At 41.8% G+C, this 14896-nt stretch carries 14 protein-coding genes; 13 read left to right on the top strand and 1 reads right to left on the bottom strand.

What is annotated here, in order from left to right; all coding sequences use genetic code 11:
• Positions 1 to 28: 28 nt before the first annotated feature.
• From nuoL to spoIID, 7 genes are all read left to right on the top strand, one after another.
• On the top strand, positions 29 to 1900 hold the full coding sequence (nuoL, locus tag AC3ISB_RS26965; RefSeq protein WP_489275088.1) for an NADH-quinone oxidoreductase subunit L: 1872 nt from the start codon (positions 29 to 31) through the stop codon (positions 1898 to 1900).
• A complete protein-coding gene (locus tag AC3ISB_RS26960; protein ID WP_141992306.1) occupies positions 1897 to 3420 on the top strand; it encodes a complex I subunit 4 family protein in 1524 nt (507 codons plus the stop codon). The genes nuoL and AC3ISB_RS26960 overlap by 4 nt, the downstream gene beginning before the upstream one ends.
• Positions 3421 to 3423: 3 nt before the next feature.
• Positions 3424 to 4950: an NADH-quinone oxidoreductase subunit NuoN gene (gene nuoN, locus AC3ISB_RS26955; protein ID WP_480339269.1), complete on the top strand. Its 1527-nt coding sequence runs from the start codon at positions 3424 to 3426 to the stop codon at positions 4948 to 4950.
• A 149-nt stretch (positions 4951 to 5099) separates the two neighbouring features.
• Positions 5100 to 5342: a DUF1146 family protein gene (locus tag AC3ISB_RS26950; RefSeq protein WP_034315776.1), complete on the top strand. Its 243-nt coding sequence runs from the start codon at positions 5100 to 5102 to the stop codon at positions 5340 to 5342.
• A 160-nt stretch (positions 5343 to 5502) separates the two neighbouring features.
• Positions 5503 to 6252, top strand: coding sequence for a YwmB family TATA-box binding protein (locus AC3ISB_RS26945; RefSeq protein WP_489275086.1), 750 nt, complete (start codon positions 5503 to 5505; stop codon positions 6250 to 6252).
• Positions 6253 to 6284: 32 nt separating this feature from the next.
• Complete coding sequence (murA, locus tag AC3ISB_RS26940; protein WP_098371638.1) at positions 6285 to 7586, top strand: UDP-N-acetylglucosamine 1-carboxyvinyltransferase; 1302 nt, start codon at positions 6285 to 6287, stop codon at positions 7584 to 7586.
• A 204-nt stretch (positions 7587 to 7790) separates the two neighbouring features.
• A complete protein-coding gene (spoIID, locus tag AC3ISB_RS26935; protein ID WP_260397942.1) occupies positions 7791 to 8828 on the top strand; it encodes a stage II sporulation protein D in 1038 nt (345 codons plus the stop codon).
• A gap of 20 nt (positions 8829 to 8848) precedes the next feature.
• Here spoIID and AC3ISB_RS26930 read toward each other — a convergent pair whose 3' ends face one another.
• Positions 8849 to 9274, bottom strand: coding sequence for a VanZ family protein (locus tag AC3ISB_RS26930; protein ID WP_076368335.1), 426 nt, complete (start codon positions 9272 to 9274; stop codon positions 8849 to 8851).
• 152 nt (positions 9275 to 9426) lie between these two features.
• Between AC3ISB_RS26930 and spoIIQ the strand changes: the two genes are divergently transcribed.
• From spoIIQ to AC3ISB_RS26900, 6 genes are all read left to right on the top strand, one after another.
• Positions 9427 to 10365, top strand: coding sequence for a stage II sporulation protein SpoIIQ (gene spoIIQ, locus AC3ISB_RS26925; protein WP_141992305.1), 939 nt, complete (start codon positions 9427 to 9429; stop codon positions 10363 to 10365).
• A gap of 433 nt (positions 10366 to 10798) precedes the next feature.
• The gene (spoIIID, locus tag AC3ISB_RS26920; RefSeq protein ID WP_034315767.1) at positions 10799 to 11071 is read left to right on the top strand and encodes a sporulation transcriptional regulator SpoIIID; all 273 of its coding nucleotides are present in this window, start codon (positions 10799 to 10801) and stop codon (positions 11069 to 11071) included.
• A 309-nt stretch (positions 11072 to 11380) separates the two neighbouring features.
• A complete protein-coding gene (locus AC3ISB_RS26915; protein WP_076368333.1) occupies positions 11381 to 12382 on the top strand; it encodes a rod shape-determining protein in 1002 nt (333 codons plus the stop codon).
• 279 nt (positions 12383 to 12661) lie between these two features.
• Entirely contained in the window at positions 12662 to 13501 is an 840-nt protein-coding gene (locus AC3ISB_RS26910) for a flagellar hook-basal body protein (RefSeq protein ID WP_098371635.1), read from the top strand.
• Positions 13502 to 13555: 54 nt separating this feature from the next.
• Positions 13556 to 14398: a flagellar hook-basal body protein gene (locus tag AC3ISB_RS26905; RefSeq protein WP_489275082.1), complete on the top strand. Its 843-nt coding sequence runs from the start codon at positions 13556 to 13558 to the stop codon at positions 14396 to 14398.
• Between the two features lie 169 nt (positions 14399 to 14567).
• On the top strand, positions 14568 to 14822 hold the full coding sequence (locus AC3ISB_RS26900) for a DNA-directed RNA polymerase subunit beta (protein ID WP_098371633.1): 255 nt from the start codon (positions 14568 to 14570) through the stop codon (positions 14820 to 14822).
• Positions 14823 to 14896: the final 74 nt, after the last annotated feature.

Here is a 14896-nt window from a genome sequence, read left to right as displayed (position 1 = left end):
ATATAAATGAAGAAGGGGATTTGATACGATGATGGAGCACGCATGGCTCATACCGATCTTTCCACTCGTCACGTTTCTGGTTCTGCTTCTATCAGGCGGGCGGTTGCGGGAACGAGGAGCTTTTATAGGAATAATATGTACATTGGCTTCGTTTGTTTTATCGTTGCTTGTCCTGATAGAACGATTTAAAGAACCTACTTATAATATATCGATAGATTGGCTTTCCTTCGGAGGGACACAACTTACAGCCGGATTCGAAATCAATCAGCTTAATGCCTTGATGCTTGTGATCGTTTCCCTTGTCAGCCTGCTTGTCCAGATATATTCGAAGGGGTATATGAAGGGTGAAGTGCGATTCTCCATTTTTTATGCTTATCTGGGCTTCTTCACCTTTGCCATGCTTGGTCTAGTCATGGCACCTAATTTATTACAGCTTTATATCTTCTGGGAATTGGTCGGGGTGGGTTCTTTCCTGCTCATCGGGTTTTACTTTTATAAACTGGAAGCTAAGGCTGCAGCGAAGAAGGCATTCATCATGACCAGGATTGGGGATGTAGGGCTCTTAATCGGCATCATTCTTCTATTCTGGGAAACAGGCAGCTTTGAATATGGAGAGATCTTTCAAGCCTTTCAATCGGGCATGATATCAAGTGGAAAACTGACTTTAATCGCTATTTTGATTTTTATCGGTGCGGTTGGGAAGTCTGGACAATTTCCGCTTCACACATGGCTTCCGGATGCAATGGAAGGCCCGACTCCGGTTTCCGCATTGATACACGCAGCAACCATGGTTGCTGCAGGGGTTTACCTGGTGGCGGCCATGTTTCCGTTATTCATGGCTAGTTCTGCTGCGATGCAGGTCGTAGCAATAACAGGTGGAATTACAGCCATATTTGCCGCAAGCATTGCCATAGTGCAAAAGGATGTTAAGCGTGTATTGGCCTATTCGACAATCTCTCAGCTCGGTTTTATGATGCTTGCTTTGGGTACTTCGGGATATGTGGCCGGGGTGTTTCATTTAATGACCCATGCCTTTTTTAAAGCATTGCTGTTTTTGGCGGCAGGCAGTGTTATTCACGCTATACATACACAGGATATGGAAAAGATGGGCGGTCTATGGGGTAAGTTGAATTGGACTGGGCCGCTGTTCTTGACTGGCACTTTGGCGATATCGGGGTTTCCGTTGCTCTCGGGTTTTTTCAGTAAAGATGAAATTCTGATGGCTGCCTGGGAGAATGGTAGTTATATATTGTTTGGTCTAGCGGTGGTTACCTCCTTTTTAACTGCGTTTTATATGTTCCGGCTGTTTTTCATGATATTTGCAGGCGACTCGCGCAGTCAAGTAAAACAGGTCAAGGAATCACCTTCCATCATGTTAATTCCGATGCTCGCATTGGCGTTGCTTGCTGTAATCGGTGGGTATTTCCAAACACCGTGGTTTGGAACTTTCCTTGGGGAGTGGCTTGTGGAGGGAAATGAAACTCTTCTAGGCGCCAGCCATAGTGAGGGGCCCGTTTGGATCATGTTGATGGCCGTGCTTGTATCGCTGGCCGGGATATACCTTGCTTATATGATATACGCTAAAAAGAAGTTACCTCGGGAATGGCTTGTCAAAGAAAACTCCGGGGTATATAGGGTTTTGGAAAATAAGTATTATATAGATGAGATTTACCACCTTACTGCAGGTTATGCAATCAAAGGCTTTAGTATATTCCTATCTTATATTGAAAGGTTCATTATCGGTGGCCTGGTTTCCACTGTAACAAGTTCAATAGAAGGATTGGGGAAAATAGGGTCTAAACTGCAAACGGGACAGGTACAGCAATATGGCATGATAGCCTTTCTGGGACTTGCGGTACTGTTGGTGATTTTTGCAGTGACTGGGGGGTATCTAAGATGAATGTCTATTTGCTCTCGCTTTTAGTGTTTTCACCGCTGCTGGGCATAGTGATGGTTGCCCTTATGCCGAAAAAAGAGGAAAGGACGATTAAACAATTTGGCTTTTTCGGAACACTGCCTCCCCTTTTCCTCTCGTTCTTTCTATGCAGCCAATATTATTCGGGTGTGGCCCTATCCTTATTTGACATTAAGTTGAATTGGATCAGGTTTGGGAACTTGGAGATGTATGATCCCAAGCTCTTCACGGTTGACTTTGAGTTGGGGCTGGATGGATTAAGCCTCATCTTCATATTACTGACAACAATCATTTCATCACTGGCCGCAATCGCGTCCATTTATATAAAAAAAGATTGGAAAGGGTATTATTTGTTATTTTTGATCCTGGAGATCGGAATGCTCGGTGTCTTCACGGCAGAAAATTTGATCCTTTTTTTCATCTTTTTTGAAATGACATTGATTCCTGCTTTCTTTTTAATTGGTAGATGGGGCTTTCTGGAGAGGGAGAAAGCTTCTTATAGTTTTCTGATTTATAATGGCATTGGTTCGGCCGTTTTATTGGTGGCCATTTTGATTTTGTTTGCCAGGACAGGTACGACTAACATTGCGGCATTGACACAGATGATGACAATGGGCGGTGTTTCGCTTTTTGCACCCATATCCGGTTCGATGAAATATGGTTTATGTCTCGCCTTTCTCGTTGCATTTGCGATAAAGCTGCCCGTCTTTCCCCTTCACAGCTGGATGGTGCGGGTCCATGCAGAAGCACCTCCATCCATAGTCATGATACATGCGGGTGTCCTATTGAAAATAGGGGCATATGGAATCATCCGGTTTGGAATGGGGATATTTCCTGAACAATATAAAAGCTTGGCCTTTACCATTGTCCTGTTTGGGGTCCTCAGTTTTTTATATGGTGCATTTCTAGCGTTGGTACAAACGGATTTCAAGCTCGTTTTAGCTTACTCGTCAATCTCACATATGGGTATAGTCATGATGGGGCTGGGAGCCTTGAATGAAGCGGGCATTCAGGGAGCTATTTTTCAAGTCATCTCACACGGGCTAATTGCCGCTTTGTTGTTTTTCCTGGTGGGAGTGCTGTATGAGCGGACGGGAACCACGATGCTTCCTAAGCTTGGGGGATTGGCCAAGTCGATGCCGATTTTTTCAGGATTTATGTTAGCTAGCGGGCTGGCTTCACTCGGTTTGCCCGGCATGTCCGGCTTCATCAGTGAATTCATGGTATTTCTTGGCTTATTCAAAAGTCAGCCGTTGCTTGCGGCAATAGGTGTGATCGGGCTGGTATTAACCGCTGTTTATGTACTGAGGGCGGTCATGCTGATGACTTTTGGAAAAAATGATAGCTTGATAGAAACAGAGAAACGGGACCTTAGGGGCTGGGAGTTTTTGCCGGCATTGGTTCTTCTCGGTTTGATAATAACTGTCGGGGTATACCCAAATTTGTTAGGCGGGCCTCTTCAAGGAACGATTGAAGCCATGATGCTAGCTCTAGGGGGGCGATGAAGGATGGATTGGAACACGATGCTTTCTTATGATTGGGGAGCGATGATGCCGGAATTCATCATCCTTGGAACGGCCATGTTTCTTTCGATATTGGATCTATTCTGGCCGAAGCACTTTGATCGGAGAAAACTGGCATGGCTCGCGTTAACCGGAATCATTTTGGCATGTTTGTCACTAATTAGCCTGCTATCCTTTGAGACGGTCAGTATCTTATCCGATACGTTTCGTTTAGATTCATTTGCAAAAGCTTTTAAGCTGCTGCTTTTATTCGGAGCGGCCCTAATCATCCTTCTGGCTGAAGGATATGAACCGCGAGAGGGGCTGCGGGAGCACCGGGGGGAATTTTATTATCTGTTCCTGACCGCTTTGCTTGGAGCGATGGTCATGTCCTCAAGCGGTGATTTGATAACGCTGTTCGTTGGACTGGAACTTCTTTCACTTTCATCTTATATATTGGTCGGAATACGCAAGCATGATCGAAAGTCCAACGAAGCGTCCATGAAGTATGTGATAAACGGAGGCATTTCCACAGCGATCACTTTATTCGGAATGAGCTATTTATATGGAGTGACCGGTTCCGTCAATCTAGGCGAAATGAGCCGGACGATGGCCGCAATGACGGACGGCCAGCTGCAATACATTATGGGACTCGCTTTCTTCATGGTATTTGTCGGTGTATCCTTCAAGATAGCTGCCGCCCCATTTCATATGTGGGCGCCGGATGTCTATGAGGGGGCACCGACACCGGTCACAGCCTTCTTGAGTGTAATTTCGAAAATGGCGGGTTTCATCATCATCCTGCGCATTTTTCTCTCGTTATTCCTAACAGCTTCGGGTGATACGTTCGGAGCGCTCGACTTTTTGGAAAAGAATAATATCTATATAGCTTCATTGGCGGGGCTGACGATCATCATTGGAAATGTGGTTGCGTTAAGGCAGCAAAATTTAAAACGATTGTTCGCCTATTCAAGCATCGCCCATGCGGGTTACCTGCTTGTAGCAGTGGCAACATTGGGCGGGGGATATTTCCTGCTGGATACTGTCTGGTTTTATCTAATGGCTTATGTATTGATGAATATAGGTGTATTTGCAGTCATTCAGCTGCTCTCCAGTCAAAGTGGGTCAGAAGATATTAGCATTCTTGCAGGGCTGGGGAGGAAATCACCGTATCTTGCCATGGCATTCACCGTATTTATCCTGGCGCTTGCTGGAATTCCCGGGACGACAGGTTTCATTGGCAAACTCAATATTTTTCTAGGAACATTCATAACGGAGCCTGGACATTTTGTCCTTGCGGGAATCATGATTGCAGGAACCATTGTTTCCTATGTGTATTATTTCGGATTATTGGTGCAGGTCTTTTTCCGACCCATTCATTCGGAGAAGGTCATTAAAATTCGTCCGGGTCTTTACGCCGTGTTGATCATTTGCGTGATAGGCACCATTCTTTTCGGGGTGGCGCCAAATATTGCCTTTGATTTTATTCATGATCAATTTGGCGAATTTACAGACTTTATTTCGAGTAAATGATATAATGCCTGTATCAGAGGCTTGTTCCATTGGATCAAGCCTCTATTTACAGTTTTAAAAAGATATTTTGCAATTCTTCCTTTTAAATTCCAAATATGCAGGAGTTTTGTGTTAGAATAGAATTTGGGTGTCTTTTAGGAGGTATGTACATGTTTTCAGCAATGGGACAGCAGGCTTTAACAGGGATTATTGCACACTTGTTTTTCATCGCAGTTACCTGGTGGGCTTTACAGGCATTACATTTTGATAAAATGTTAAGATCCAATTCGGTCATCAAGGCCAGGGTTTTATATATTTTATTAACTGTTGCCATCGGTTCAGTTGTAAGTAATTTCTTCCTCGACTACCTGGGATTTGCAAACCAACTTCCGTATATGTTTAGTAATGACTGATAAGCTGTGAGAGTTTTCTTATAGCAAAATATGATTCTACTCTCTTGTATTCGCTTTTGCTTCCTGCCAGTTTAAGGGGAAGTTGTCACCAATTGTCGGAAAACTTGAAGTATGATCTCTCTCCTTATGGAAAGAATGTGTAAAAGGGGAGGGATTTAACATGTTTAATTTAAACAAAAAAATGTTAACATACATAGTATTTCTCGGTTTGACGGTGATTTTAATTGGGAATAGTACGATTGTGGCAGAAAGTAAACCAGATATAGTTAAAATGGTGGGACTGTTACAAAAAGATGAAGATTTGGACATAGGGGATTGGTCTGTACTCACTAGAGAAATAAATAAAGAGATTACAACTAAACAAGAGTTTGAAAGCGAAGTTACAGCTTTAAAACGAAAATACCCTCAATTTCAATGGCACCGGAAAGATGATGCTTCCGGCTGGAAGGCTGAGGCGTTAACTTACAATGTCGATTCAGGTCTGACCGAGTCTATCAAAATAATGACAACGGAAGAGAAATTTGATAAAGTTACCTATGTTATTTACGAAGTGGAGGGGAAAGAGTGGAAGGAAGCCAATGCGGCATTTTTTACTGCTACGTTCCAAAACAGGGTGAATGACCTATTTATAGGAACTCCTTCAATTTTTTCTTGTATTAAAGGGTCTATCAATGATAATATGGATTCGGTTTTAAACTCTAAAACTGAAGACCTGTTAGATATGTTCCAAGCAAGGGAAATTGAGAGTGTGCATGAAACAAACTTTACATCTATATCTGCACATTCAGCTTTGTTTAAACAACCATTGACAAAAGAAAAATTAAATTTGCAGTTTGGGCTACGGACAGAAGGATTGGGTGACCGAACGAACTTTGTAGTTGGCACACCAATCATAACGTTTGAATATTAATATAGAGAAAATGGACGCGGAGGGGAATACTTTTGGAAAAAATCATCGTCCGCGGCGGAAAAAGGCTTAGCGGGACAGTTAAAGTAGAAGGTGCTAAAAACGCCGTTTTGCCAGTTATCGCTGCAACATTATTAGCAAGTGATGGGAAAAGTATCATTAAAGATGTTCCTACGCTCTCCGATGTATATACAATCAATGAAGTATTGCGCAACTTAAATGCAGATGTTGCCTTTCATGACAATCAAGTAACTGTAGATGCATCAAGAGAGTTATTAGAAGAAGCACCATTTGAATATGTACGTAAAATGAGAGCTTCCGTTTTAGTGATGGGCTCATTACTAGCAAGGAATGGCCGGGCCCGTGTTGCTCTTCCTGGTGGCTGTGCCATCGGATCACGTCCTATCGACCAGCATTTAAAGGGTTTTGAAGCGATGGGAGCAAAAGTGAAGGTCGGCAATGGTTTCATTGATGCCGAGGTAGAAGGCAGACTTAAGGGTGCAAGAGTGTATCTTGACTTCCCGAGTGTGGGTGCCACTGAAAACATCATGATGGCAGCAACACTTGCTGAAGGTATAACTATTCTTGAAAATGTGGCCAAAGAGCCTGAAATTGTAGATCTTGCGAATCTCCTTAATAAAATGGGTGCCAAAGTCAGAGGTGCCGGTACTGGTACGATGAGAATCGAAGGTGTCGATAAATTATATGGCACTGAACATACGATTATACCTGACCGTATCGAAGCTGGTACATTCATGACTGCGGCCGCTCTTACTGGCGGCAATGTTCTTGTTCAAGGAGCTGTACCTGAACACCTTACTTCCCTTATAGCTAAAATGGAGGAAATGGGCGTTGAAATTCTTGAAGAAGAAGATGGATTACGCGTTATCGGTCCAAAAACCTTGAAGGCCATTGATATCAAAACAATGCCGCATCCTGGTTTCCCGACTGATATGCAATCGCAAATGATGGCATTATTACTGCGTGCTGAAGGAACAAGTATGATTACGGAGACCGTTTTCGAAAACCGTTTTATGCATGTTGAGGAATTCCGTCGCATGAATGCCAATATTAAAATAGAAGGTCGTTCCGTTATCGTTAATGGACCAACTAACATTCAAGGTGCTGAAGTAGCTGCAACAGATTTACGTGCCGCAGCAGCGCTCATCCTGACTGGATTGGTTGCAGATGGCATTACACGTGTTACAGAACTGAAGCATCTTGACAGAGGGTACGTGAATTTCCATGGTAAATTGGCATCCCTAGGTGCAGATGTGGAACGTATTAACGAAGATGTACCTGCTGAAACAAAAAAAATTGCAGATTTAAACGCATAAATAGCTTATAGAACCATTCACGTTCGAGTCATTGAACCGTGAATGGTTTTTTTTGTCTTGATCCGGATTCATCGACTACAGTTAAATAGATGTCGTTTTTCTATTCATAAAAGCTTGTCCTTCGACATACATTTGTTATGTAAAGATACCTGCTGGATACGATTATATACGGCAGAGAAAACAAGTGTAGGGAGGCTCAGGAATTTGAAAGCAATCAAACCGATGATCGTACTATTCATAGCAGTAGCATTCGTAATTATCATGATTCCGGCAGTGCTTGTGCTTCCATTTTCAAATGATAAGACAAGTGGGCAGTTGACCGAACAATTAGAAAAGAAAGTGAAGAATGAGGGTAAAGAGGTAGCAGCAAATGAAATGAGTTCCGTAGAAGTTGCCGTTTACCGAACATCTGCAAAAAAGATTGAAAAACTGCCGATTGAATCGTACTTGACTGGTGTGGTTGCGGCTGAAATGCCAGCGGATTTTGAAGAAGAAGCGCTGAAGGCTCAAGCATTGACAGCGAGAACTTACATTGTCAATCAGCTTATAAGCGAAAGTCGATTGGGCTTGCCGGATGGTGCCGATGTAAGCGATACGGTCATGCACCAAGTTTATAAGAATAATGATGAGCTGAAAAAACAGTGGGGCTCTGATTATAAATCGAAGATGCAAAAAATTAACAAGGCTATAAAAGAAACTGCGGGTCAAATTTTAACCTATGAAGGAAAACCGATTACTGCCACTTTTTTTTCGACCAGTAATGGCTACACGGAGAATTCCGAGGACTATTGGCAAGCTGATTATCCCTATTTAAAAAGTGTATCCAGTCCGTGGGATAAAGAAGAATCACCAAAATTTTATAATAAAGTTGTAGTGGATACTGCCGATTTTGAAAAAAAACTGGGTGTAAGTCTTTCTTCGGGAACATCAATAGGGACTGTCATTGAAAGAACATCAGGTAATCGCGTAGGTGTAGTGGAAATCGCAGGAAAGAAAATGACAGGAAAACAGATTCGTGAGAAGCTCGGGCTGACATCATCCGATTTTGACTGGGAGCGTCAAGGCAACCAGATTGTCATCACGACAAAAGGATCCGGACACGGAGTTGGAATGAGCCAATACGGTGCTAATGGCATGGCCAGGGAAGGTAAAACCTATGAAGACATCGTGAAATATTATTATAAAGGAGTCAAAGTTCAGTCTTCAAATAAGTGGCTGAATACGATGACAGCAAAAAAATGAGAGATGGGAATCCCCATCTCTCATTTTTTTGCGCTTAATTTTTCTATAATGGTCAAAAAGCCCCGTTCACGCTTGAAATAATGATATTGGACATGAAAATAGACTGCTGCTACTCCTATGATATCTTTAATGACGTCTATTAAGGTAGAGGAGCGGTATGGGACGAAAGATTGGTGGTATTCATCAATAACTCCGTAAAGGCAAGCCACAAGTGCCGCCAACAGGCTTAAACCAGGCTTCAGTTTTTGGTTTGCAGCAAGGGCGGAAACTAATAATATATACAAAAGGGCAAATTCGACCAGATGAAGTGCCTCTTTGATAAATCGGTCAATTGAGGATGAGGGAAGATCAAGAATCATATCATCGGGGTTGCTCGACATTATCCAAATGGCAATCATATATAGAAAGGGCAATAACGTTAACACAAGTTTAAAAGCTTTTTTCATGATTTAAACATCCTTCAACAGTAAGATACCAAACATTTTACCATTCTACGAATAAAATCGGTTTCATTTCCACAAAATAAATCTAAAAAATTTTTTTCCTGAATGTATATAATCTTAACAAAATGTTCAGAATGATTGCTGAGGTGATTAATATGAGAGAGGAAGAAAAGAAACCAACTTCCACAATCCGACGTATACTAAAACAACGTTGGGCATTATCAGCAATCTATATCGCAAGTGCAGCCATAATCTTAGCCGCGGCCTTCTTATTACAAAATAGTTTTGACGATTCAGCTAAAGATGGTAAAGAGGAATCAGCTGAAACAGGAAAAAACTATGGTGAGCCTTCTGTAGAGGTTAATAGTAATCTTGAGACAATCAAGATGCCTGTAGCCGATGCGGACAAAACGGTTATCAAGAAACAGTTTTATGATGTGAATGCGGATGAAAAGGCACAAGAAGAAGCATTGGTATTCTACAACAATAGATATGAGCAAAACAAAGGTATAGACATTGCAATGGAAGATGGAAAGACTTTCGATGTAAAAGCTTCCTTAAGTGGAAATGTAACGAAAGTTCAAGACGATGCGTTACTTGGAAATTTAGTTGAAGTAGAGCATGAAGATGGAGTTGTTACCCGTTATCAATCTGTTAAAGACATTAAGGTTGCAGTCGGTGACAAAGTGAAACAAGGACAAGCAATTGCTACAGCTGGAAAAAGCCAAATCAATGAAGAGGCTGGCGTACATGTACACTTCGAAATCAGAAAAGATAACATTGCTTTAAACCCACTTGATTTTGTTGATAAACAAGCTTCTGCGATTCAATCGGCAACTGAAGCTGAAGGCAGCGAACTTGAAGATTCAGCTAATAAAGAAGAAACACCTGCAGTCGAAGGGTCTGAAGCTGATAAAGAAGAAACACCTGCAGTCGAAGGATCTGAAGCTGATAAAGAGGAAACACCTGCAGTTGACGAAACTGACGAGAGCACTGATTTAGAGAGTGGCACTGATGAGGAAGGCTCTGTCCCTGGTGAAGATACAACTGAAGACAGCGATTCCTTAAAAGATTCGTTAAATCAATCTAATTAAGATTAAGATTTTTAATAAAATCAAAACAAAAACCTAGAGCGTTACGAATGACAACAACTGAAAATTTGGTAAAAGGAAGCCGTTCACTTTGAACGGCTTCCTTTTTTTTTCGAGGAAATATTGGTCAATATGCTGAAACCTTTGAATTTCTGACAAATTTCTCGGGAAATAATTTACGCTTAATGAAAATAAACAGATGAAAATCAGAAATATATCCAAACCGCCTGTCCCATTAGGCATATATTCTTAACCAAGCTAATAAGATGTTATAAACCATGCAAAGAGAGTGTTTGAGGTGAGGAATCGTTTATTACAAATTATCTAATAGGTGAATAATTCTATCTTTCATTGTTTATAGGGCAGCGGTATTCGATTCGAAAAATACGAATCTCATTTCACACTTCTCACATCCAATTTGGGGAGGTCGAGTGGTGTGCACGATTACATCAAAGAAAGAACTATCAAGATAGGAAAGTATATCGTGGAAACTAGAAAAACAGTCCGCGTCATTGCAAAAGAGTTCGGAGTCTCTAAAAGCACGGTTCATAAAGACTTAACTGAGAGGCTGCCGGAAATTAATCCTGATTTGGCTAACGAAGTGAAGGATATATTGGATTATCATAAATCCATTCGCCACCTTAGAGGTGGAGAAGCGACAAAGTTAAAATATAAACGTTCTGAAAGAGAAGAAGAAATCGTTAAATGATACTTGAATCATTCCGGCAATTGGAAGTGAATAGGGCAATCGGGGCAGAATAAGGGGACATGAAAGTGAATGTCAGCTTTTTTCTTAACCTTGATTGCGGTTCCATGCCGGGATTTTTTTTATGGGGAAATGCGGAAAATTTAGTACATAAGGCATCGATTTTTTTTACATATTGGCAAAAAAGGGAATAATAGTATTTATTAGTGTTTATTTATAATTCATACTTACTTGTGCCAATGCAATATGGTAAAATAAACAATTAGGACAGAAGTAGGTTATATGTGAGGATATTCAAGGAGGATTTAAGAAATGTTTGCTAGAGATATTGGGATAGATCTTGGAACAGCCAATGTTCTTATACATGTCAAAGGTAAAGGAATTGTGTTAAATGAGCCTTCGGTAGTTGCGATTGATAAGAATACGAACCGTGTTCTTGCCGTCGGGGAAGAAGCTCGTAAAATGGTAGGCCGTACTCCAGGAAACATCATCGCAATCCGTCCTTTAAAAGACGGTGTCATTGCGGATTTTGATGTAACAGAATCGATGCTTAAGCATTTTATCAATACATTGAATGTGAAAGGCTTCCTTTCAAAGCCTAGAATTTTAATCTGCTGCCCGACCAACATAACAAGTGTCGAACAAAAAGCGATTAAAGAAGCTGCTGAAAAAAGCGGCGGGAAAAAAGTATTCCTTGAAGAAGAACCAAAAGTGGCTGCTATCGGTGCCGGTATGGATATTTTTCAACCAAGCGGCAATATGGTCGTAGACATTGGCGGGGGTACAACGGATATTGCCGTTCTTTCAATGGGGGATATCGTTACATCTTCTTCTATCAAAATGGCCGGTGACAAATTCGATAATGAAATTTTAAATTATATCAAGCGGAAGTACAAGCTCCTTATTGGTGAGCGAACAGCGGAAAACATTAAAATCCAGGTTGCAACCGTCTTCCCTGGATCTCGTAATGAAGTCATCGATATCCGTGGGCGCGATATGGTATCGGGATTGCCTAGAACCATTTCGGTCAACTCGGAAGAAATTGAGGAGGCTCTTCGCGAGCAGGTTTCCATCATTGTACAAGCTGCAAAAAGCGTGCTTGAGCGGACACCGCCAGAACTTTCTGCTGATATCATCGACCGCGGCGTCATTTTAACAGGCGGAGGAGCATTGCTTCACGGGATTGATTTACTCCTTGCTGAAGAACTTAAGGTCCCAGTACTTGTTGCCGAGCAGCCAATGGATTGTGTAGCAATCGGAACCGGTATCATGCTTGATAATATGGATAAATTGCCACGGCACAAATTCAACTAAAAAGCGGATGGAAATCCGCATCATAAGATAGGGGTCTAAGGTTCAGACAAACGTGAGGCATAGTGAAAGTGCGTGCAGTTCTAGTACAGATGAGCAATAGGCCCTCTTCTTTTAATCGAGAATTTAACACCATTCCTTTAAATCTGACCTAGCCTACGATATAGACAAATTCTTCTGCCTAATGCTGTCCCTTTTCCTTAAGATACTGATGTTCATGACCGATAAGATAGATATGAGAAATTGAACGGGATAAGTTATGTAAATTGAGGAGTGAAGAAGATGTTAAGAGGTTTTTATACGGCTGCTTCCGGGATGCTTACACAGCAAAGGCGCACAGAATTGCTCACAAACAATATGTCCAATGCGAATACAACAGGGTATAAAGCGGATCAAATGAGTGTAAGGTCTTTTCCGGAAATGCTCATAAGCAACATAGGTGGTAAAACGGTTCCTACGGAGAGCAAATTGAGCATGTCTAACTTATCCCAGGTTGGGGGGCTCAGTACGGGTGTTTACGTACAGGAAGCGAATCCTTTATTTGCCCAGGGCACATTGGAGGAAACCCAGCTTAATACGGATATTTCCTTGGTTGATGAAAACCTTCCGATCAATGAAGAAACGGGTCGGCAAGGATCGGTTTTTTTTACTGTCCAGGATGGTGATGGTGCTATCCGTTATACACGTAACGGCAGTTTCACCCTGGATGGGCAAGGTTATCTGACTACGCCTTCCGGTCATTATGTATTGAACGAAAATAATGAAAAGATCCAGCTTGATGGCGATCAATTCACAGTAGCGGAAAACGGTGTTATTTTAGAAGGAAATGTTCAAATCGCACGTATGGGCATCGGTTATTCGGATGATCCGTCATTACAGCTCATGAAGGATGGGGAAGGCCTGTACAAGGCTGTGAATGATGGGGATTTACCTAGCGCATATGCTGCTGCAGATGTCGGTTTTTCTACTAAGCAAGGCTTTCTTGAAGGCTCCAATGTTGACCAATCGAGAACGATGACAGAAATGATGTCGGCATACCGCTCTTTTGAAGCGAGTCAGAAGGTTCTTCAAGCCTATGATAAAAGTTTGGATAAAGCGGTCAATGAAGTTGGCAGGCTTTAATTAAACAGTAGGGAAAAATGATTTTGGAAATTTGAACATGTAAGGGGAAAAACCATGAATCGGACGATGATGACGGCGACGAATACGCTGAACCAACTTCAAAGTAAAATCGACCAAATAGGTAATAATATCGCGAATGCGGACACGACCGCCTACAAAAAGACCCAAACGAGTTTCAATGACTTATTGACACAGAGTTTCAATAATCAATCGGGTGAGACCAAGGAAAAAGGAAGATTGACCACACCTGGAATCCGGCAAGGAACAGGTGCTATGATAAGCCAATCTCAATTGGTGCTTTCACAGGGAGCCTTAAAAACGACGGACCGCAACCTTGATGCTGCATTCACCCGGGATGACCAATTCTTCACCGTAAGCGTTCATGACGATAAAGGGGTCAATACAAGGCTTACAAGGGATGGGGCCTTTTATTTATCTCCTAATGCTAACGACCGACTGATGCTCGTTACCTCTGCTGGGCATAAAGTCCTTGATGAAAACGGTGAACCGATCCTCATTGAGGGGAATATTAAAGACATTAAGATTTCAGAAAATGGCTTATTGATAGTGGATACGGAAGAATATGGCGAAAAGAGTTTTGGGCTCGGAATCGTCTCGGTCAAGAAAACGCAATTTCTTGACCGGCTAGGCGGAAATTTACTTGGACTGCCCAAAAACTTCAATGCCTTGGGTGTTACTGAAGACGATATCATGACTGCATTAACAGGGGATTCCCGCAACCGGGCAGCAGTCCGTCAAGGGTCTTTGGAGTCATCAAATGTCGATCTTTCCAAAGAAATGACGGATCTAATCAATGTTCAGAGGTCTTACCAATTTCAATCCCGTGCTGTAACGATGGCTGATCAAATGAGCGGATTGGTCAATGGAATCCTTTAAGGTATCTGGTAAATAAAATGTCTCCCTGCGGAATTAGAGCAAATCGGTTATAATGTATTCATAACAAAGAGAATCATTCGTGCCGATCATTTTTGCATAGCTGCTGAATTTCTGGTGTATAGGGAAAATCAGTCGGCGAGTTTTCTTAAAAGGAGCTTTCACATTCTATATGGAACAAAATCGTGTAATGAGACAAGAAATTGAAGAAGAGATAAAGGAAGTTGAGGCGAAACCGAATCGTAGAATCAAGGTCCGTCTTTTGCCAATTTGGCTTCGTTTACTCATTGTTATTGGATTGATTTTCATTGCTGTATTATCCGGGGCACTATTAGGATATAGTGTGATTGGTGGAGGACATGCAATGGATGTTTTCCAAAAATCAACATGGACCCATATTATTGATATAGTGAACAAGGGCGCGTAGTTCCATGTTTTTTTGAAGTAGTTGCTGTCGTTATCGGATTTATATTACATGGCAACTACGCCTCTGTCTACATG

It is taken from the genome of Peribacillus sp. GL_122 (assembly GCF_057835005.1).
This window is presented reverse-complemented; position numbering and strand designations above follow the sequence as displayed.